Genomic DNA, 20,854 nt, shown 5'->3' with positions numbered 1-20,854 from the left:
CCTCATCTCTCTGTAGAATTTAAAAGTACTTCCTTCACCATGCTTCTTTTTATGCTATGTTATAAAACCTTGTTCTAAATAGAGAAATAAAAATTAAGCTTACTATAATTGTAGTTAAAACAAAAAGATGTCTCACAGGAAGCCATTCAGCCCATAAACCCGCAAATAAAAAACCTACAGGCATAGCTAGTTTCATTAGCATAGATGTGGTTCCCGCAACCCTACCTAATAAATGGTTTGGAGTAAACTCTTGCCGAAACGCTAAGTAGATAATATTTACAATGGTAACAGCAAAAGTTCTAATTGCTAGAGCCATACCAATAACTAACCATGAATTAGCAAATACAAGTATTCCGTATCCAATGAATTCAAAAACTAAAACATAAGTAAATATTTTCCCTCTGGGGAAATGCCTTACTAATTTCTTTAGTAATAGAGCGCCAAATAATCCGCCAATTGCCCCCAAGCTTAACATTAACCCTACTTCCGATTCAGAAACACCGATTATATCAACCGCAAAGAAAAGTAGAATTCCTATTATGATACTCGATGAAAGGTTAATTAATAAGATAGCAACTGTTGGTGTTAACAGGACTTTATTTCCAATTAACTCCATAATCCCTTCTTTAACATCAATCCAAAATGAATTTTGTTTACCCTTTTGATCGACAAGTGGAACCTTAATTAATCGAATTAAAACAAACATGGCAGAGATACAGATTAATTGTATAGATACAGTTTTTTGGAAGGATGTTGCTGCTAAAACAAAACCTACAATTCCTGGACCAATCATGCGAATCATTGTATCCACAAAACTAAACTTTGCATTAGCATCAGTTAATTGTTCCTTTGATATTAATTGGGGGATAGAAGAATGATAAGCGTTCAAAAAAAAATAACCAGAACTAGAAAAAATAAATCCTAGTAGAAATAAAGACCAAAGTTGTATTCCTTGAAATAATAGCAATAATAGAATACCTGCTATTGACAGCCATTGAAACACAACCGTTACTGTCATTATCTTTTTCCTACTCAATCTATCTACAATGACACCAGCGACTATTCCAAGCAAAATATTTGGTAATATTTCAATCATCCTCATCGTACTCATCGCTAAAGCACTTTTTGATAAATCATATATTATCAATGGCATAACGATCATATAGACTTGTAAACCAAACAAGGAAGTAACATTTGCTCCCCAAAGTAAAAGGAAGTTACTGTTTTTCCAAAGCGATATATTTCGTTGTTGGTCGTTCTCGGTATGAATTTTAGAAGCTTCCATTTAATTTCACCCCACTTTAGACTTCATTAACTGTAGTAGATTATTGCATAAGTATATGTTACAAAGATAAAGCAGGAAGAAAAAGAACGTAAAATTATTTTAATTTACTTCACCTTTTAGAAAGGAGAGAATAAAAGAGGATGAAATTAGAAAATCATTACTCCACCCTATATACATTGTGGGGAAGAGAAAATACTAATGATGTTTTTATATCTGATATAGCCAGGGAGTTATGCTGTTCGGACCGTCATGCAAAATCAGTCTTAAAACAAATGATCAATAAAAATTGGATCAATTGGGAGCCCAGTGTCGGGAGAGGGAAACCCTCTAAACTCACCTGCTTAGTGAAGCCAACTGAAATTGAAGAACAAAAAGTACAAAAATGGATTCAAGATGGAGATATAAACCGTGCTATCAGATGGATGGAAAGTCAAACTGGGTTAGAGACTTCATTCATCAATTGGTTAGAAGGCGAACTCCAGTGGACACCATCATACCGAAATCAAGGTGGAATGGATGTGTTAAGTTATCCTTATTACCGCCCCATCCGTAGCCTTGTTCCTAGTCAAATTACTACTCGGCATGAAGGCCACCTTGCTGAACATATATATAATCGTCTGATCTACTTTGATAATCATCACTATACCTTTCACGCCGAGTTAGCTCATCATTGGGAACCTTTAGAAAATGGAAGAGTATGGCGCTTCTATTTAAGGAAAAATATATTTTTTCATGACGGTAGTCCACTAACCTCTAATACAATCGTTGAAAATATCCTTCTTTGGAAAACCGAAGATATTCCAGATTGGAAACGAAGGATGATTGAGGAAATAGTAGACATGGAAACACCTACATCGACAATCATTACTCTTTTTCTTAATAAACCTAATATGTTATTTCCTCATATATTTACAGATAGTAAGTCCATGATTATTCCAGTAAATCGATATAAAAAGGACAAAAAAACATTTAGAACTCATCCTATCGGCAGCGGTCCTTATCAAATAACTATTCACGAAAAAGGCCATTTGGTGTTAGAGTCATTTTCACAATATTTTGGCTACCGACCCGCTTTAGATAAAGTAGTTCTCTATACCATTCCAAAGCCATATACTGCTTCTCGTAGACAAGTACACTTCCGAATTGTTGATAAACAATCTACAAAAGTTAATAAACTCGATTGGTTCCGCCCTGAAATGGGAGGAGTATATTTGGTTATCAATCACAACAAAGAGGGCATTCATACTCATCCAGAATTCAGTAAAATGTTATCATTAGCTATTAATCGGATTGATTTGTTTCAAGAGCACCCTCACCACCAGGTTTGGTTTCCTGATAGTTTTTTTGATAAAGATTTAGGTCCATTAAGGCAAATCCCAGATATAGAAAAAGCAAAAGAATGGTTTAGAAGAAATGGGTATAACGGGGCGACTATAACTTTATCATCAACTTGTTTAGAACACGAGGCGTATTTCGGATATGAATTAGAGGCTTTAAGAACTTACTTTAAAGAGTTTGGAATTCGATTAAAAACAAAAGTTATCGATATCCATGATTTGAAAAAAGATGAGCATCTTAAGAATACAGATTTAATCATCACCGGAGTAGCGTTGGGAGAGAACCCTTTAGTATCCATGTTAAACACACTTACTTCAAAAAAGAGTTTTATCAGCAACACATTACCTACCTATGCAAAAGTACAATTGGATGCGTTAATATCAACAGTAGAACAAAGTCCCAATATAAATTCAACTTATGAAAACCTAAGAAATATTGAGTGCTTTCTACTAGATAATTATTATGTGATTTTACTCTATCAACGGAAAGTACATATAAATGTCGAAGCAGATGAAAAATTACAAGGTATCGAAATCAATCAATATAATCGATTAAATTATAAAAAGTTATGGTTTAAATCGTAATAAAATAACTGTGATAAACGTTCCCTAATCAAGGGGAATCATCGTACCGGTGAGCGCTTAGATTAAGATCAAAAATTCAGTTTTAGTAATAAGTTTATTGTTTAATAAGGGTAGGTAAAACAAGTATATTCACCGATTAACAAGATCTAAATCTCAAAAAATAATACTAATTAAAGGACATTACTTTCACGTGTATAAATATATAATGTCCTTTAATATTCAATGGCTCCTATCTATAATTTGCCATAATAAGCACTTAAATCAACGAAATGTAAATAACAGACATTAATTCGTATGATAATGACCCCAATTTATTTAATATGTAAGATTTTTGTCTTTTATCTAAATTATTCACCGTTTCAATCTGACTGTACAATTTATCGTACATTGATTCGATTCCTTCTGGAATAATGTTATGAACTTTAAGTTGCATATCAATTGAAACATTCATGTAATATTCAGCTTGTTCTTTATTTTTGAACATTAAATCTCCTAATGTTTCTCCCTTAAAATATTCCATTATGATTGCTTGTTCTCCGTTTATCTTCGTAACTTCTAAAATCTTAGGTACAGGAAGTCCACATGAATAGGCATAACTTTGTTTATTAGCTTCTTTTATTGATTCAGTATCTGGCAAATGATCATTAAAAATTTTAACTATTTTGTTATCGGAAAGATAAATCTTTGCAGTATTACCTCTTGCTATTGGATTACCTAAAATCATTGGGTTCTCTCCTTCTTCCACAAACCTGCCCTTTAGTTTAACATTAATTTCCTTTTTGTTGATAAAGAAAAAAGCATCCCTTGTTGAAGGTATGCACCCGTTAATTGAAGAATGACTACCATAACGGTTCATCTTTATCGCTTAATTTGATGAAGAAGGGAAGGATTGGAACAAATATCAGACTTAGATATCCTAATGTAAATATCCGTTGCGTCTCTGCCGAAATATATTGTTTATGCCCACAGTTTGAACAGTCTTTCCCCTTTTTTGAAAATCCGAGTGACCAAATCTCTTTGGCTTTCCATTTATAATTACATTTTGTACATTTTGCCATCTAACCATCTCCCTTCAATTCATCTTCAACAAAACTGCTACGTTACTTCAACAAGAGAAAGTCCTTTATTAAGTACCGCCTCTTTAGTATAAGAAAGAACAGTAACATGGTTTTATAATGCTCCCATATTAAAGATATTTCACTCTGAGTGATTTAAAGTTAAAATTCTCCCTATAGAAAACATATACTCTTCATTTACCTCTTCTAAGTAACCCTTTAACATAACACTTGGATCATCCAAAGCTAATGTTTGATTTTCAGACATTCCCTCAAAAGGGGCAAATACATAAAGCATTACCTCTTCGTCAGGCTGTATATTAAGTCTGTTATTGGTTGCTTCAATCTTGTATTTATTTTCTTTTATCCCGTTATCTAATTTAATTGGATATTCGAAGTGAACAATATTTTGTTTAATTACATAGTCACTTTCGTTTAAAAGTTTAATGTGATATTCAGTTCCATCATCCATATTTTGGATTTCCACTAACTCTAATTGTATTTTTTCAATATCCTCAATTCTGATTTCTGATTTATTACTACACCCAACAATAACTATTAATAAAATCATAAATAAAATAATTAATTTTTTATTCATACTTCCCCTCCACACTTCCAAATTATAGCATCATCTAATTCAGTAGTTACCGCTTTTTCTTTTTCATTAATTGTTAATTCCCATATACCTTGTATAATTTTATTATTATTCCATTATTTTACTTTCGTTCGTAGCTCGGTTACTTTATTTATTTATTTATTCAAATTAAAATGTTCCTTGCTTGAACTCCCGTATTTCACATTAAATGTTTTATCACTATTCGTCACGAAAAAAGCGTTTCTAATTAAAGAAACGCACCCGTTACTTCAGTAAATTAATCCCTGTCGTTAGTTCCAAAATATTTAATTTTGAAAAAACAAAGGACCAAATCCATCACCTTCAACTGAGAAATATGCGAAGATTGAAAAAAGCAATATTATAATAGCTACGAGACAATCAAGACAGATAAAATAGTTAGGTAACAGAATGTACATGACCAACTTTAACTGAATATATACCAGCTATTAAAGTAATAACCCCCAAAAAGACAAGTAAAAAACCCAACAATATTATTCATTTCCGATAAAAACGAACCGAAAAACAATATTAAGAACACTACTTGGAGTAAAGTTCCCAGTGCAAACGACAAAAAAGTACGCAACAACAAATAGTTCTAGTGCTAGTAAACGGTGCCCAACTTGCTCCACCACTTGAAAAGCTAACATTTACCCCCAGCTCAGGTGATCAAGAACCATGTTCGTGAATCTAATGCCCATGTGAGGTTGGGGAGGAGGAGAATTTGCCGTTATTATGCAAGCTACCCCTTTGGAAGAAGGAAAAGAAGTAGCCGAAAGAGTACGTACTGAGATTGAACAAACCCCATATTTATATGGCAGCTCTCCATAACTTGACCGTCAACATTGGACTCTCCGCTTTTTTCGATGATGAAAAAGAAACCTTAATTGAAAAAGCTGATTATTAAAAGGTTTAAGTCCTCTGAAGCTTGGTAGCGCTACCAGTTTAATGCTGAGAACATTTAAACTTAAATCAATAAACCGTCTCTGCTGCATTGGACAATAAAAAATCTCAAAAAAAGAAAATAGATAAAAATATGATATTCAGTGATAAAATTCACTTAGGGTAAATAAGTTGCGGGTGGGCATCATGAATACACAATCATTATTTGAATTAGCCGATCAAATCATTCTCCAAGCTTCTAGTATTGCAGAACACGCTTTACACCTTCGGTCTCTAGAAGATCCTGAGTATACAGAAAGAGCCGCGGAACAACAAACAGAAGCGATAAACACTTCTGCCGACTTTGTCAAACTATTGGGAGAAGGATTAAAAACACAAGATGACAAGTTCAAAATCAACATCATACAATGGGGGAAACAGGTAGGAGAAGTAGCGATCAAACATGGACGTTCCCTTGAACAAGTCTTATAAGGAATAAGGAACTCATTTCTTTCGGACGGCTATATGGTCATTTATTGAGGATCAGACAAAAACAAAGCAGTTGTCCGCAGGTCAAATTTTCACAATCGCAAAATCCCTTGATCCTTTATTAGATCAAGCGGTTTACGGGTTCAGTCAATCGTATGTAGAAAATTATCGGAAAATATCTGAGGTCTTCACTATGGCTTTAGATGAACTATCTGTTCCGAATGTTCCTGTATTTGATGGTGTCGCCCTCCTTCCACTCGTGGGTGATATCGATACAAATCGAGCTCAGATGATTATCAATCAAACCATGCAGCGTGCCACAGAATTAGAAATATCCAAACTGATTTTGGATTTATCCGGAGTTAGTTTTGGGGATACGATGGTGGCAAATCATATTTTTAAATTAGCGGATGGTCTATCGTTATTAGGCGTAAAAACCATCATCACAGGGATTAGTCCGGCCATCGCCCAAACTAGTGTGCAGTTAGACATAAAACTGGAAAGGCTTGTTACCTGCGCCACGTTAAAGCAGGCGCTTGCAAATATAGGATACGGATTACTACAGGAAACCTGATAACCAGCTAAATAGTATGCAAGAATACATTTAAAAGCGTTCTCCCCTTCCCTAAAGTGGAGAACGCTTTTATAGAGGTTGCGAGTCGATGAAATTTTCCGAAATAAAGCTAGAACTGTTTGGTTTTTCTTTTCCCATCCTTCATCGCAAAAAATCGGTATATGATAAAAGATCTCCATATTGGTCATTAATTTGCCTAACAGCAAGGACCTCATATCATCTTCCTCTTCAGAATGAAGAATCTCTTCATATTTATTTTGAATCGCAGATATTTTCATCTAGCATCCTCGTATGACGTAACATATGGGCAGTGAAAGTAATCCCTGTTGGTTTTGCCAATCTCCTTATCAAGCCTAACACACTTTGATATTTTAAGGGATGCCCCAAATAGGAGTCTATATTTAATCATGCTTTAAACCTTCCCCATATTCATGAACTGATAATCGGTATATAAAGGGCTGTAAACATACACGTTATAAAACATTTTAGAGACATACATGCCCATACAAAACAGCCTCTAATAGCGGTAGATATATGCCAACCTTTTTAAAAATAAGGCTTCTCAACACTCTGAGACAACCATTAATGGTTGTCTCATTCTTTGTCTAAATAACCCTATAATTATTTGTACCATGACACCAAATGTTCCTTAAAATCTTCTATACTTGGAGTACTTGTTGTTATATATACACCAATAATAGAAATAGTTAACACTACAATCATTAAGCCTATAAAAATTAGATTCATTTTCATTTTATTACGCAACCCTCCTCATTTAATTTAAACTTATCATACTTACGATAGTATTTATATCCCATACAAGCAGTGAAAAAGTAGATATATATAAACTAATTCCCACTAGAACCTGCTGGCAAAATCATCCCCCCACCTTCTGAATAGTATTCGGGTACTTCTCCTTGTATAGTTATTAACCCTATAGGAACCGTTGTTTTAACGGCTTCGGTTTGAGTCGCAAAAGGGATTACTATTTTAGCATCTACTATAACATCAAAATTTACCGACAGTGTGGTGTTGTTTATTCCCGTATTTATTACACCATAATTAAGATCTGTCTTAACGTCTCCAATTGCAGAGAATCTAACAGGTATCTTTGGACCTAAATGAGCTAACAATGCATTATTAGTTGCTTGACCTAAAGGAATGACATAAATAATACCTCCGTCTGATGTACTAATCGCTTCAGCGTCTTCCAATTCAATTTCTACGTCAAACACCCTACCCTCCTCTATCGCTTTCAAATGTCTTTGTACACGGTTGGTCGCTTCCGATACTACCTTATTATAAACTTGGGTATTAAATTGGATCTTATTTTCAGAGTTTGTAATAAATAACTTATCCTGATGGAGATCAGACACAATTTTCTTTGAGACGGCATCATTAATTGCTTTAGTTGCAATGACCCTTGCCTCAGTTCTCGCGATTTCCATCAAAGTTGGACGAATCCCCTTTTCGATGATCCATAAACCTTGTAAAGTTAAAGCAATAAAAATAACAAAAGAAAGTAACAGAACATAACGAAATGGGAACAGGCCTGTTCTTCGAGGTCTGAATCTTCTCATAGCTCTCATGCTGAACTCTCCCTTCAGTACATTTATATGTCACCTGAGAGAGAACTTGACCGTAAACTATGTGCGAGCCTGAAAAACAAAACTCCCTCAAGTTAACCTTAGAAATTATAGTGTTAAGCTCAAACCACTTTTTAGTATTTACTATCTTAATGTCAAGTCAATAATGGCCAATAAGCTCCTAGTTTCCTGCACTATCATTCCATCGACACCAGCGGCACCTGTCTCGTAAAGTCGGTATCTATCCTCTATCTTTCCGCTCGATGCCAGTGATCTATTTCCGCTTCCAACCGAGATTTTATAACGTTGAAATTGTTCAGCCCTTCCCTCCTTCTAATTTTCATTAGAAATCTTTACTACTACGGCTTCTGCTGACTTCTCACGATCCAGTCTTGTATTGTATCACTACAAGGTTTTGGTGTAGACCAGTGAGGCCTCCCCAGTTAAAGTGCGAACTTTCCCCTCCATCTATCTGCCACATATACACCTTATGATTGTTGTAGCTATCGGATTTTAACTTCTTTGACAACCTTGTCTTTATACGTTGCTTCTTATATGCTTTCTGTTTGTCAGACCGGAGATTTGCCTCGAGCTTCCTTCAGATTCCATGTCGCCATGGACACCCTTGTTTTCTGCTATATGCTTACAGCTACCTCTTTGCACTCCTGACTTTCACCCGTTAGAGTTCGCACATGCTGGGCGAACTAAAAAAGCCCTTACTGAACGTAAGGACATTTCTTTTTTATGAAAAAGGTACTAAATCAAAAACGTAATAGGCAACCAAAAATGCAACGATCATCATAAAAATCCCTACCACTAAACCTATCAATGGCTCAGTTAATCCACTCTTCGTCGTTTTCTTTTTCGACACTAATATCATCTCCTCTAATTTTTTAATTATTCAAAACAAAAAAAGAGAAAAATGTACTTTGAAACTTAATTGTTAAAAGATTAAGCTTAATCTTTATTAGAGGTACAGATGAACGTAAGAACTCCATAATAAACTTTGAATATTGGTTCCTACTTAATGAATAAGTTATCCATAAGACCGCTGCTTGTACAGATAGTAAGAAAGTAGACGAACTTAAGCCACCAACAATAACTAATGACTTCAAATCATCCGAATGAAATTTTTCATACCCTTCGTCAATAGACACATTATCAATGTGAATATAAGATTTCAAGAAAAAAGTAAGTAATAATACAAGGACCATTAATAGTTTATGTATCATGAATTCACCTATTTTAGTATCTTATCATTTATTTCTCGTAATAATTCGAATACGTTTAAGTCACCAATTACGGAATTTGCCTCATCCACTACAGGAAGTTCTTGAAGATCATGTATCAGCATTAATTCAAACGCTTCCTCTAATGTGTCCGTTAGTTTAACAGAAATGGGTGAACACATTATGTCTTCTGCCTTTGTATCTTCTGAAATAAAAGTAAATAACCTATTTATAGACATTGCTTTAGGGGTAGTAATTCCTTTTCGTACAGCAATTATTTTCATTAATTCATTAAGTGTGATAATCCCAATTAATTTTTTCTGTTTATCTAACACATATACAGAACGGTGTATAGGATCTTTATTTATCAGTTTATTTTGAACGTCCACTATTAATTCTTTCGAGTGTGCCGTAATAGGTTCTTTTGTAAGCTTTCGATAACACTTAGCTACTGGCGACATTCGAAACACTCCCCTTTTTGTTCCTTCTTTCAATATAGAAGATAACAAATCCAAAGGTAAACAAGATAACCTTTATTACGAATGTCTTATACATAACCGCTTCGGAAAACATTTGTATACCAGTGAATTGATAATAACCCAATGCAAAAAACCTTATTAAGGCAACAATTGCACCTATAGAAATGATCAGTAGTCCCTTTGGTATCATCTTTTTCATCCTTTTTGACAGATTTTTTCTGTACTTAACTTGTATATTAAGATAAGTATATTTATATAGAGAATGGTTAAAATTGTTTTATTGGATAATCAAATAAGCGACTAAATAAGTCGCTTTTCCGTTAACTAGTATTCTCCTATAACTTCTTCGGCAATATTAACAGCATGATCTCCTACACGCTCTAAATTACTAACAATATCTACATAAACAATTCCAGCTGTCCCCGTACATTTGTTTTCATTTACACGAATAATATGTTTCTTTCGAAGATCTCTCTCCATTTTATCAATCTTCTCTTCTTTTTCAAGAACAGATCTAGCTTCTTCAATTTCATCTAAGTCCAGAGCTTTTATTGCTTGTCTGAGTGTAGAAACAGTCAATTCAAACATTTCATCTAAATCTGCAATTGCCGATTCAGAGAACGTTACCTTATTCGTAATTTGATACTCAACAAGCTCCATAATATTTTCCATATGGTCTCCAATACGCTCAAGGTCTCTAACCGTATTCATAAGAGTATGGTGCACCTTTGAATCTTGACCGGATAAAGAATGAGAAGAAACCTGTACAAGATAATCAGTAATTTTATTATCCAAGTTATTAATTGCATTTTCGTACTGTGGAACAAGTTCTCTGTGTTTCTTCCCTTGTGTTTTAAAATATAGACTAACTTCTTGAATTCCCTTTTCTGTTAAATCTGCCATACGCATTACTTCCTTTTTTCCTTGACCAAGTGCTATAGCAGGAGATTTTCTAATGAATTTTTCATCTAAATGGACGGCCTTATATGGAATTGCCGTATCTTGACCTGGAATTAACTTGACCACAATCCAAGCAAGCACTGCTATGAATGGTAATTGAATAATTGCATTTGATACATTGAAAATCCCATGCGCAAACGCAATGGTCATTTCTGGGTTTAACCCCAAACTATCACGAATGTATTCTATTAGAGTTGTAAAGGGTCTTAAAACGATTAATACAATAGTTGTCCCAACAAGGTTAAAAATAACATGTGTTAAAGCCGCACGCCTTGCTGCAATAGAAGCACCAATTGATGCTAATACTGCTGTAATTGTGGTACCTATATTATCTCCAAAAAGAACTGGTAATGCTGCATCCAAATCCATTAATCCTTGACCAAATAAAGTTTGAAGTAACCCGATCGCAGCTGATGAACTTTGAACAGCAACCGTAAATAGTGTACCAATAAGAACACCTAATAGCGGATTTTCACTCATGCTCACTGTTAAATCTGCAAATGCCTGTACATCCCGAAGTGGTTTAAGACCATCTCCCATTAAATTAAGACCTAAAAACAAAGAACCAAATCCAAATATAACTTGTCCATAGTTGTTAATCTTATGGTTTTTAAAGAAGAAAATGAAAAAAGTCCCTACTGCCATAATGGGCAATGCATATGTTGAAATTTTAATACCAATTATAAAGGCTGTTACAGTTGTACCTATATTAGCCCCAATAATAACACCAATTGCTTGCTTTAATGTCATGAATCCGGCGTTTACTAACCCAATTGTCAACACCGTTGTTCCTGTACTGGTTTGAAGTAAAATGGTTACAAAAATCCCGGCAAGCACACCCATTATCGGGTTGGTTGTAAAACGGTCAAGTAGATCTCTCAGTCCATCACCTGCAACCTTTTGAAGACCATCCCCTAAGTATTTAATCCCAAATAAAAAGATGCCAAGTCCTCCAAAAAACATAAAAAGAAGTGCTTGCAAATCCATATTCATCATCCCTTTAATAAAATTCGACATTTCCTATCAAGGGTATAGATGTTTTTAACTATTGTAAATAGTTGTAACGTAAAGGTTTTGTAAAGATTTCGTAAATGGATTAGAACTCAAGCTCAAACAGTTTTGATTTTGAGCCTTTTTAAGCGTTATTTTACTCTTTATTAGCTGAATATATATTATGATAAGAGCCTTTTTTAATTTCTAATAAAAATATAGGTCATATATAAAACATATGCTAGAACAAGAACAATTCCTTCTATCTTACCTATTTTAAAGTTTGTTCTTGAGAAAACAAGTAAAACTCCAGTTAAAACAATCATAAGGATAACATCTATATATATTTTACTTTCTACAGCTAGCGGGGAAATGACCGAGGCTGCTCCAAGTACGAATAAGATATTAAAGATATTACTTCCTACAATGTTTCCTAACGCAATTTCACTTTCATTTTTAAGAGCAGCTGTAATAGATGTGATTAGTTCTGGCAAAGAAGTACCGATCGCTACAATTGTTAAACCAACCAATGTTTCACTCATCCCAAATGAATACGCAATGGTTGTCGCGTTATTAACTACAAGGTCACCACCAAATATAATTGCTGCAAGTCCACCGATGGTTAATACAATGTTTTTCTTCCATGATACTATTTTTGATTCTGTGTTATCTTGTTTCCCCTTTTCACGACTATTTCTTGCTACCTCAAAGATATAATATAAAAAAATAGCGAAAAACAATAAAAATATTAAGCCATCACTTCTAGTTATAAGATTTTGACTTACGGTTTGAAGAGTTACATCGCTAATTAGGATTAATAAGGAAATACTTGCTAGTAAGGTGAAAGGAATTTCTTTTCTTATTGTTTCACTTTCTACTTTAAGCGGAGTAAGAAACGCAGCTATCCCCACTACAAAAGTAATGTTAAATATATTACTACCAACCACATTTCCTATTGCAACGCCCGCATTTTCCTGAAGAGCCGCGACAATACTAACCGTTGCCTCGGGAGAACTAGTACCAAATGCAACAATGGTAAGGCCAATGAGTAAAGGTGAAACATGTAAAGCTCTCGCCATACTCGATGCACCATGCACAAAAAAATCAGCACCTTTTATAAGTAGCATAAAGCCAATCAATAATAAAACATATGACATTCTACCTACCTCTCTTCTAAGGGTTTTTCCTAAAATTTATTTTGAGTATTTTTACAGTGAGGTTTCTAGAGATTATATATCTCCATTTACCTTTGCTGCAAAAGAAATAAAAGAGCAGGATGACTTGTAATATAAATGAACCTGTTAGATACGAAAACAGCCTTTTATTAACAATTCATAATACCCCACATTTTCATATTCAATTATTTCACTCAGTATCTGGCTTTCCAATATAAACTCTAGTGTATATCGGCTGAAGTTTTATTCGGCAAGTCCTAGTTTTTAAGCAAATATAGCGTCTTTCATCCATGTATTAACGTTTGAGCTAAAGTAACAAAAAGTTGATTAACCCAGTAGATAAACAGTAGGATAGCTTCACGACTAAGGTTAATGATTGAAATACAACTTTTAATAGTAGCCACTAAAGTACATGAAACTAATACGATTTATCTATAAGCACCTTTATCCTTTATAAGCGTTATGTTTAGTATGATAAAATTAGAGAAGCATTTTCATTTAAAAAATACTTTGATGAGAGGTATACTTTCTTGAAAGAGTGGTTAATTAAACATAAATTTCTGTTAGTCCTTGTTATTTGTTCTATTATTGGATATTTTGTCCTTCCATTGGCTTTGCCACTTGTTTTTGCTTGGTTATCTGCAGTTTTACTATCTCCTATTGTGAGACTATTAGAAAAGAGAAGGATAAAACACGATGTAGCCGTAGTCATTATCTTTACTTCATTTCTAACCTTAATAAGTTTAATTGGAGTTTTAGTAATAACAAAAATTTTTATACATATTAATGAATTCGTACAAAATGCTCCAACTTATTTAAACCATGTCACGAATGCGTGGGTCGTCATTCAATATGACTTTGAACGTAAATTTGAAGATTTGCCGCCTGACTTTGTTAATGAAATAAACTTCCATGTTATTAATACATTAGAATCTACGCGAATCCACTTAAGTAATATTGACTTTATTGGTGGTGTTTCCAATTTCATTGTAGGGATTCCCAGTTACTTAGTTTCACTCTTAGTTTATTTAATAGCTCTATTTTTAGTTTTAAACTTATATGCTTTCACGCTTAAGGAAGGTTCTTATTGGCTTTTTTAAGGCACAATTCATTGTCAGTATTCCAATCTTTATCTTGTCTTATATAGGATTATTATTTATTTACCCTGATATCGCTCTAATTATGGCACTCGTTATTTGGTTTATTGATCTAGTACCTCTAATAGGATCAATTATTATATTAGGACCATGGGCATTCTATCAATTTATAATTGGCGATACTGAATTAGCAATAAAGCTTACTATCTTAGCCGTTGTTTTACTTGTTATTCGACGAACAGTTGAACCAAAGATAATGGGAAATCAGATTGGATTATCTCCATTAGCAACCTTAATAGCACTTTACCTTGGATTAGTCCTATTTGGAGCAATCGGACTAATTTTGGGGCCATTACTTGTAATTACTTTAAATCAACTAGAGAAGCAGGAATAATAAAATGGAAATTCACTATATAAAAAAGGATCAAAGAACACGTGTTAAAAAAATGAAAAAATCAGTCACAGATAATGTATGACTGATTTTTCATTATTCTCTTTCTACACAAGCGAGTCCCTGTCTTCTAATGTCATTAAGTTTTTCTCCATAAATACCTCTTACTAAAGCAATACTATCAACCACAATATACGGTCTATTTTCAATTAATTCTAAAGCTTTTTTTTCATCAATATGAATAATGTTTGTTAAATCGTCTGCACTAGCACTATTTAAATCGATCTTATTATTACAACGCTTATTTTCAGTGGATTCAATATTTGTTCTATATATTGACGGAATATCTATGTGTTGGGTGTTGCTGTCGTTACCCTCTACCTCCCCTATAATTGTACTGTTACATCCAAATAAGATCACTAAAGGTATACATAACATTATCAATCTCAAAACCATCACATCCATAGCAAATTTCTTAATTCTTCATTAGTTTTAAAATTTAGATTATCATCTAAGTTTCATGGGGGGAAATTTTTTCTCAAAGAGAAATAAACAACCATAAAACCAACTTATTGAAATCAGAATAGCGGCAACAATATCTGAAGTATAATGAACATCTAATACGACTCTACTTAAAGGAATACTAATGATTAAAAAAATTGAAATGATAATAACCACTTTTGCTATCCATCTCTTGGTGAGACTTTTTGTAATATAAATAACGAATAATAAAAGGATTACACTTCTCATTGTGTGCCCACTCGGGAAGCTATAGGAAATTAGATCAAGGGAACTTCCAAATACTTCAATTTCCCTTTCTTCTCCTGGACGCTCTCGTTGATAAAACAGTTTGAGTCCAAGGTTTAGAAGGACTCCCCCCACTGACAAGAAAGAAAAGAACCAAAATAGCGTACTCTCACTCTTCAGCCATAGCAATACAAGTAATAAAGTTGTTAACAATAAAATAGATTCACCGGAACCTATCTCTGTCATAACTTTCATAAAACCCAAAAATAAACCCGCGTCCTGAATTAGTTCTCGTATAAATAAATCAATACTAAATGTGTGTCCCCATCTAACCAATTCTGCAATGGTGATAAATGAGATTAAACATATTAAGTTAATAATCAAATAACGATATTTTATCCACATAAAAACACTCCCTTACTCTACAACTGAGCAAATTTATATTATAACGTTACCAACTGTCTTTTTAACAGAGCGAAATCCCTGTTTAAATCTGAATTCGTTTCGAGGGAAATGCATAAAAAAAGTAAAAGGACGTATGGACGAAAGCATCCTCGTCTGCGTTTAGGGAGTTAGATACTGACTTTATTTAATGGTGCTTTTAATCTATGAAAGCCCAAAAAAACATCATCATACTGCTCTACATGAAATGATGGTAATAAACCTTAACATTTAATAGTTCCCCACTTCATGATGAAATGGAGAACTATTATTTTATTTTTGCTGCAACATTTTCTTTAACTCTTTTTTACTTTCTCTACTAACTAAAATGTATAAAATATCTCCAACCTTAATTTCTGTTTCCCCATATGGCGTAATGAGTTCATCTGTCCTAATAATTGCATTAATTAGGACATCTTTTGGGAAGTCTATGGCTGCTAGTCGCTTATTTGTAATGTTCGATTCTTCGCTTACTTCAAATTCAAGAATTTCGGCGTTTGCTTTACCAATTGAAACAAGTTCTAAAGAGTGAGGAGGTTCGATCTTAGTTGGACCAATAAGCCCAAGTTTTTCTGCAAAAATGGCAATAGTTGAACCTTGAACTAAGGCAGAAATTAATACAACGAAAAAGACGACATTAAAGAACAATTGACTATTCTCTAAACCAGCGAGCAACGGGAACGTTGCTAAAACAATCGGTACGGCACCTCTTAATCCAGCCCAAGAGAGGAAAATTCGTTCTTTTAGATCATAACCCATTTTCATTGTGGAAAGAAAAACGGCTACCGGTCGTGCAATTAATACCAAAGTAATCGATAGTAATAAGCCCTTGATTATGACATCTAACGTGATTAATTGAGATGGGAATACTAGAAGACCTAAAATCGTAAACATTAAAATTTGCGCCATCCAAGCAAATCCTTCGTTAAACCTAAAGATTGATTGACGATACGTCAAATCTGAGTTACCAATTACCAATGCTGCAACATATACAGCCAATAATCCACTCGCTCCAATAATATCCGTTAGACTATAGGTTAATAAAGCAAAGGCAAGAGCGAATACAGGATATAATCCACTTGAATCTAGGTTAATCTGGTTAATAGCAAAAGTCGCTAATCTTCCTAAGAGAATCCCTACTATTAAACCAATTCCCATTTGCCAAAAGAATGATCCAACAAGTAATAGATACGATGGACTTTCTGTGAGGATTAATTCAATGAAGAAAATTGTCAGAAACATTGCCATAGGATCGTTGGATCCTGATTCAGCTTCAAGTGTCGCACCTAACCTTGCCCGAATATTTTGACCTTTCAAAACAGCAAAAACCGCCGCTGCATCTGTCGAACCGACAATTGCACCAAACAAAAATCCTTCAAGCCACGAAACCCCTAATATTAATTTTGCAGCTAACGCAACTATAACTGTTGTTAAAATCACACCTAATGTAGCAAGAGAAAGTGCGGGTTTGGTCACGGATTTCACCGTTGACCATTTTGTCTGTAGTCCACCTTCAAAAAGAATGATAATTAAGGCAAATATACCGATCAATTGGGCCAATTGAGGATTATCAAAATGAATAAGACCTAAACCGTCACTACCTGTAAGCATTCCTACAAGAATAAAAAGAATAAGAGCTGGTACGCCCACACGTGATGAGAATTTTGTTGTTAGAACCCCTATGATTAAAAGGAGAGCACTTAATAGAATAAAATAATCGTTATAAGACTGATCAAACAAAATAGAGACTCCTTTCTTTTATAAATTCACATCTATTTTAATATGATGTTCTTCATTTTTATCTATACCAATATAGCGTAGCGTTTCAGCTGGAGTAGTATGATTATAAATCGACTTTAATAAGGAAATCGCAATTCCTTTTCGATATGCATGATAACCAAACGTTTTTCTAAGAGTGTGAGTTCCAATGTTTCCTGAGATTCCTACTTCCTTAGCAGCATTATTAATAATTCGATAAGCTTGCTGACGTGTGATCGGCTGGTTTTGCTTTTTAGATCTAAACAGAAAATCATCGAGTTGATATTCTAGATTAAATAAGTAATTGTTTAATGCTATTTTCACTTTTGTATTTAGATAATAAGCTTTCCTTTCAAAATTTTTATCATCCAAAATACAAAGAAATTCTTTGGGGTTTCCTTCATCCCATACATCTCCTACTTTGAGTTTTAGTAAATCGCTTACTCTTATTCCTGTATTAATCCCAAGTACAAAGAGAAGTAGGTCTCTATCTGATTTATCTTCTAATTTCTTTTTTATTTCATTTATCTTTTCGATATCTTTTATGGGGTCAACATATTCCAATAAATTTTCTCCTTTCTAAAATGTTACTTAACATCGATTATATCATATAATAAGTAACTTTAAACTGTCAAAAGATTAGAAAGCATTGGATTCATAACTTCTTAACCTATTTCGTTTAAAACTATCAACTAAGAAGTCAAAATGTACTGGTAGCGATGCTAACTTTGTTCAATACAAAGTGCTATAACCGACCAATCTTCAATCTTCCTTAAAATACCGAGCCTGCAAATGTCACCAAATTTGAACTTTAAAACTCTGGCGCACATAAGGAAGTTGCCCCAATGGAGAGTAAACTATGTCCTATAGGGTAAAGTCTATTTGAACGAAATATTACGACCAAAGTAGGCTTCATACATCAGATTGTAAAAGAATTGTTCATACCCATACTACCAAGAAAGAACTTCCCCTATTAGTGAACCTAAAACAGAAGAAGCACCTGAACTGGAAATAGAAATAAAAAAGAAACAAAAGAGAATCCTAAAAAGAAAATGCCTAGCTTTTTTTCATCCACACAATGCAACAACTTTTAGATCGAGAAAATAAATAAAAGCTCTCGTACGAGAGCTCAGATTGTTGAGAAACCCCACTTTTTAAAAAAGCGGGGTTTCTTTTACTGAGTCAGACATCTAAAATATAAAAGAAGTGAACGTCTAAAAAGGATGGCAAACCACCTCACCCTCTAGTGAGGTGGTTTGCGATCTTCTTTATGTTCTGCGCAATAGCAGTCATTAGTGCTTGTTCGCTCGCGCCCTCTAAGCTGCGTAACCGGCAGTAGCGAAGCCCGTGGAGTTGTTTTGAATCCGCAAAGCTTCGCTCTATTGTTTCTTTTCTCATTTTGTAAAAGGTCTTTCCTTCGGGTGAGAGGCGATTCTCTCGAACCTTCTCTTTCTTATGCTCCCATACATGACGGGTGATAACCTTCTTATGGTTTTTAGATTTTGTACATTGAGAAAGCAACGGACAATCTTTACAGATCTTTGGGTTGGAATGGTATTACCGATAACCTTCACGATTTGTCGTTGCGTAGGTTAAAACTTGTGACCGAGGACAAATGTAAGTGTCTGTTTTATGATCAAACGTAAACTTCCATATAGGTAGTAATCCTTTTACGGTCGAAAATCTTCGTGAGCAATGACACCCATAATTCCTCTTTGGTCAAGTCCATGACAAATAGGCATGGTTAAATACCCTGCATCAAGTCCAACAGCCTCTAGTTTAAAATCGAATCGAGTACATTGCCGATCTAACCGTTCCAAGTAAGGGCGAGAGTCATGTACATTGCCAGGAGTCACATAGACATCTGTAATAATATTGTATTTGTGGTCGGTCGTAGGGTGATCTAAATAGAAGAACCCTTCAGGCTTTCCATCTCTAAACATATATCCGCTATCTTTATCCGTTGTACTCACTTTAATCTCTTTTTCCACCACCTCCTTCTCCTTTTTGGGTAATGGCTTTTTTCCATGAGCTTTGCGATCGTCTTCGATCGCTTGATTTAACTCCTCTATGTATTCTCTAGTGTCTACTTGAACGGTTTCTTTTACAAATTTACGCTTGTTTGCATTCGCTTTTAAGTGCGTCGAGTCTGTAAAAAGTAATCGACCACCAACCATACGGCGTTCCATTGCCAATAGCACAACTTCATCGAAGATATCTTGAAAAATCTTCTTCCCTTTAAAGCGTTTATGGCGATTAAAGCTAATAGTAGAATGATGAGGAACAGAATCCGTTAAGTTTAAACCCAGGAACCAACGGTAAGCTACATTTGTTTGAATTTCCTTCTCAAGCTGTCTTTCAGAACGAATACCAAAAAGGTATCCAACGAGCATCATCTTGAATAGTATGACAGGGTCAATGGGAGGACGCCCATTATCTTGGGAATAAAAAGACTTCACCCGGTCATAGATAAAATTAAAATCCATCGACGCATCAATTTTCCGTAATAGATGACCTTCAGGAACCAGCTGATCAATAGATACCATTTCTAATTCAATTTGTTTCCCGCGAATCGGACGTAACAATGGCATCACCTCAGCACTTTTTTCTATATATATTATATCTATCTGGATAATTGGTTTAAAGTATAAAAATAGGCAGTTGAGAAGACTTTCTCAACTGCCTGAAGATAACCGTTTAAGGTTGTCTCTTTTTACTTGGTGTACAATTGATTTTGAAACTCATTACTGATTAATTATCTTCCTTTTATAAAAAATAAATACATTTCTGAAAACGTTCTTTAACAAAAGCACTCCGTTAGCTTAAGTACATTTATTCACAAACTATAAAACCATAAATAAGACTGCTGACATATTCGGAAGCACCCGCAATCATAACTTCTGCGTCTTAAATTTGGACTTTTTTTTACTGGTTTCTTTAGTAAGAAATTTTCTCTCCCAAATTATTAATGTCTCTTGTTATATTGCATATTACAAGAAATTTTGTCGGCATTTCGCCTATTCTTGATAGGTTTAAGACTTGATGAACAAGAACTTCATCATTTTCATAATCACGCTCATATAGAAGCATTTCAGAAATTATTGATGCAAGATTTGTATTTCTTTTATCATCTATTTCAAGTTCGAACATTTTTTGTTTGATTTGAATGTTTTTCATGTTA

General features: G+C 34.2%; 17 protein-coding genes and 3 pseudogenes. 4 read left to right on the top strand and 16 right to left on the bottom strand.

Annotated elements, in window-relative coordinates:
- Window positions 1-49: 49 nt before the first annotated feature.
- Entirely contained in the window at window positions 50-1,285 is a 1,236-nt protein-coding gene (locus PQ478_RS21460; protein ID WP_289237107.1) for an MFS transporter, read from the bottom strand.
- Between the two features lie 140 nt (window positions 1,286-1,425).
- Here PQ478_RS21460 and PQ478_RS21455 point away from each other — a divergent pair, with 140 nt between their 5' ends.
- Window positions 1,426-3,207 (top strand): ABC transporter substrate-binding protein, encoded by a 1,782-nt coding sequence (locus PQ478_RS21455; protein WP_289237106.1) that lies wholly within the window; start codon window positions 1,426-1,428, stop codon window positions 3,205-3,207.
- Window positions 3,208-3,463: 256 nt separating this feature from the next.
- On the opposite strand, the gene PQ478_RS21450 is transcribed toward PQ478_RS21455, so the two are convergent.
- The 3 genes from PQ478_RS21450 to PQ478_RS21440 form a co-directional block, all read right to left on the bottom strand.
- The gene (locus PQ478_RS21450) at window positions 3,464-4,063 is read right to left on the bottom strand and encodes a BUD32 family EKC/KEOPS complex subunit (RefSeq protein ID WP_289237105.1); all 600 of its coding nucleotides are present in this window, start codon (window positions 4,061-4,063) and stop codon (window positions 3,464-3,466) included.
- 341 nt (window positions 4,064-4,404) lie between these two features.
- Complete coding sequence (locus tag PQ478_RS21445) at window positions 4,405-4,860, bottom strand: hypothetical protein (RefSeq protein ID WP_289237104.1); 456 nt, start codon at window positions 4,858-4,860, stop codon at window positions 4,405-4,407.
- A gap of 509 nt (window positions 4,861-5,369) precedes the next feature.
- Window positions 5,370-5,525 carry a hypothetical protein gene (locus PQ478_RS21440; protein ID WP_022629624.1) on the bottom strand — a complete coding sequence of 52 codons (156 nt, stop codon included), beginning with the start codon at window positions 5,523-5,525 and terminating at the stop codon, window positions 5,370-5,372.
- A gap of 439 nt (window positions 5,526-5,964) precedes the next feature.
- Here PQ478_RS21440 and PQ478_RS21435 point away from each other — a divergent pair, with 439 nt between their 5' ends.
- Together PQ478_RS21435 and PQ478_RS21430 are read left to right on the top strand one after the other, a co-directional pair.
- Window positions 5,965-6,249: a hypothetical protein gene (locus tag PQ478_RS21435; protein ID WP_289237103.1), complete on the top strand. Its 285-nt coding sequence runs from the start codon at window positions 5,965-5,967 to the stop codon at window positions 6,247-6,249.
- Window positions 6,250-6,439: 190 nt separating this feature from the next.
- Complete coding sequence (locus PQ478_RS21430; protein WP_289237102.1) at window positions 6,440-6,820, top strand: STAS domain-containing protein; 381 nt, start codon at window positions 6,440-6,442, stop codon at window positions 6,818-6,820.
- A gap of 288 nt (window positions 6,821-7,108) precedes the next feature.
- On the opposite strand, the pseudogene PQ478_RS21425 reads toward PQ478_RS21430, so the two are convergent.
- The 6 genes and pseudogenes from PQ478_RS21425 to PQ478_RS21400 form a co-directional block, all read right to left on the bottom strand.
- A pseudogene (locus PQ478_RS21425) lies at window positions 7,109-7,274 on the bottom strand (tyrosine-type recombinase/integrase); the annotation flags it as partial.
- A 394-nt stretch (window positions 7,275-7,668) separates the two neighbouring features.
- Entirely contained in the window at window positions 7,669-8,409 is a 741-nt protein-coding gene (gene yunB / locus PQ478_RS21420) for a sporulation protein YunB (protein WP_022629626.1), read from the bottom strand.
- A gap of 739 nt (window positions 8,410-9,148) precedes the next feature.
- Window positions 9,149-9,277 carry a hypothetical protein gene (locus PQ478_RS21415; RefSeq protein ID WP_012961226.1) on the bottom strand — a complete coding sequence of 43 codons (129 nt, stop codon included), beginning with the start codon at window positions 9,275-9,277 and terminating at the stop codon, window positions 9,149-9,151.
- A gap of 369 nt (window positions 9,278-9,646) precedes the next feature.
- Entirely contained in the window at window positions 9,647-10,096 is a 450-nt protein-coding gene (locus tag PQ478_RS21410) for a CBS domain-containing protein (RefSeq protein WP_289237101.1), read from the bottom strand.
- A 342-nt stretch (window positions 10,097-10,438) separates the two neighbouring features.
- Window positions 10,439-12,061 (bottom strand): Na/Pi cotransporter family protein, encoded by a 1,623-nt coding sequence (locus PQ478_RS21405; protein ID WP_289237100.1) that lies wholly within the window; start codon window positions 12,059-12,061, stop codon window positions 10,439-10,441.
- 203 nt (window positions 12,062-12,264) lie between these two features.
- A complete protein-coding gene (locus tag PQ478_RS21400) occupies window positions 12,265-13,221 on the bottom strand; it encodes a calcium/sodium antiporter (protein WP_289237099.1) in 957 nt (318 codons plus the stop codon).
- Window positions 13,222-13,799: 578 nt separating this feature from the next.
- Between PQ478_RS21400 and PQ478_RS22000 the strand changes: the two are divergent.
- Window positions 13,800-14,753: pseudogene (locus tag PQ478_RS22000) on the top strand (AI-2E family transporter).
- Between the two features lie 70 nt (window positions 14,754-14,823).
- Here PQ478_RS22000 and PQ478_RS21390 read toward each other — a convergent pair.
- From PQ478_RS21390 to PQ478_RS21365, 6 genes and pseudogenes are all read right to left on the bottom strand, one after another.
- Complete coding sequence (locus PQ478_RS21390; protein WP_022629642.1) at window positions 14,824-15,192, bottom strand: ComEA family DNA-binding protein; 369 nt, start codon at window positions 15,190-15,192, stop codon at window positions 14,824-14,826.
- Window positions 15,193-15,234: 42 nt separating this feature from the next.
- Window positions 15,235-15,879 (bottom strand): phosphatase PAP2 family protein, encoded by a 645-nt coding sequence (locus PQ478_RS21385; RefSeq protein ID WP_022629643.1) that lies wholly within the window; start codon window positions 15,877-15,879, stop codon window positions 15,235-15,237.
- A 309-nt stretch (window positions 15,880-16,188) separates the two neighbouring features.
- Window positions 16,189-17,655 carry a potassium/proton antiporter gene (locus tag PQ478_RS21380; protein ID WP_012961218.1) on the bottom strand — a complete coding sequence of 489 codons (1,467 nt, stop codon included), beginning with the start codon at window positions 17,653-17,655 and terminating at the stop codon, window positions 16,189-16,191.
- A gap of 18 nt (window positions 17,656-17,673) precedes the next feature.
- On the bottom strand, window positions 17,674-18,237 hold the full coding sequence (locus PQ478_RS21375; protein ID WP_012961217.1) for a tyrosine-type recombinase/integrase: 564 nt from the start codon (window positions 18,235-18,237) through the stop codon (window positions 17,674-17,676).
- A gap of 672 nt (window positions 18,238-18,909) precedes the next feature.
- A pseudogene (locus PQ478_RS21370) lies at window positions 18,910-20,258 on the bottom strand (IS1182 family transposase).
- 352 nt (window positions 20,259-20,610) lie between these two features.
- The gene (locus tag PQ478_RS21365) at window positions 20,611-20,850 is read right to left on the bottom strand and encodes a hypothetical protein (RefSeq protein WP_289237098.1); all 240 of its coding nucleotides are present in this window, start codon (window positions 20,848-20,850) and stop codon (window positions 20,611-20,613) included.
- Between the last annotated feature and the right edge of the window lie 4 nt (window positions 20,851-20,854).

It is taken from the genome of Alkalihalophilus pseudofirmus (assembly GCF_029094545.1).
GTDB lineage: Bacteria > Bacillota > Bacilli > Bacillales > Bacillaceae_D > Alkalihalophilus > Alkalihalophilus pseudofirmus.
Note: the sequence above shows the minus strand (reverse complement) of the source record. Positions and strands in the feature narration are given on the sequence as shown.

Excerpts from the sequence above, each read along its gene's own strand:
- PQ478_RS21460 (WP_289237107.1), bottom strand. The coding sequence starts at position 1,285 with ATGGAAGCTTCTAAAATTCATACCGAGAACGACCAACAACGAAATATA.
- PQ478_RS21400 (WP_289237099.1), bottom strand. The coding sequence starts at position 13,221 with ATGTCATATGTTTTATTATTGATTGGCTTTATGCTACTTATAAAAGGT.
- PQ478_RS21440 (WP_022629624.1), bottom strand. The coding sequence starts at position 5,525 with ATGTTAGCTTTTCAAGTGGTGGAGCAAGTTGGGCACCGTTTACTAGCA.
- PQ478_RS21435 (WP_289237103.1), top strand. The coding sequence starts at position 5,965 with ATGAATACACAATCATTATTTGAATTAGCCGATCAAATCATTCTCCAA.
- PQ478_RS21390 (WP_022629642.1), bottom strand. The coding sequence starts at position 15,192 with ATGGATGTGATGGTTTTGAGATTGATAATGTTATGTATACCTTTAGTG.
- yunB (WP_022629626.1), bottom strand. The coding sequence starts at position 8,409 with ATGAGAGCTATGAGAAGATTCAGACCTCGAAGAACAGGCCTGTTCCCA.
- PQ478_RS21365 (WP_289237098.1), bottom strand. The coding sequence starts at position 20,850 with ATGAAAAACATTCAAATCAAACAAAAAATGTTCGAACTTGAAATAGAT.
- PQ478_RS21455 (WP_289237106.1), top strand. The coding sequence starts at position 1,426 with ATGAAATTAGAAAATCATTACTCCACCCTATATACATTGTGGGGAAGA.
- PQ478_RS21410 (WP_289237101.1), bottom strand. The coding sequence starts at position 10,096 with ATGTCGCCAGTAGCTAAGTGTTATCGAAAGCTTACAAAAGAACCTATT.
- PQ478_RS21430 (WP_289237102.1), top strand. The coding sequence starts at position 6,440 with ATGGCTTTAGATGAACTATCTGTTCCGAATGTTCCTGTATTTGATGGT.
- PQ478_RS21405 (WP_289237100.1), bottom strand. The coding sequence starts at position 12,061 with ATGGATTTGCAAGCACTTCTTTTTATGTTTTTTGGAGGACTTGGCATC.
- PQ478_RS21445 (WP_289237104.1), bottom strand. The coding sequence starts at position 4,860 with ATGAATAAAAAATTAATTATTTTATTTATGATTTTATTAATAGTTATT.
- PQ478_RS21450 (WP_289237105.1), bottom strand. The coding sequence starts at position 4,063 with ATGAACCGTTATGGTAGTCATTCTTCAATTAACGGGTGCATACCTTCA.
- PQ478_RS21385 (WP_022629643.1), bottom strand. The coding sequence starts at position 15,879 with ATGTGGATAAAATATCGTTATTTGATTATTAACTTAATATGTTTAATC.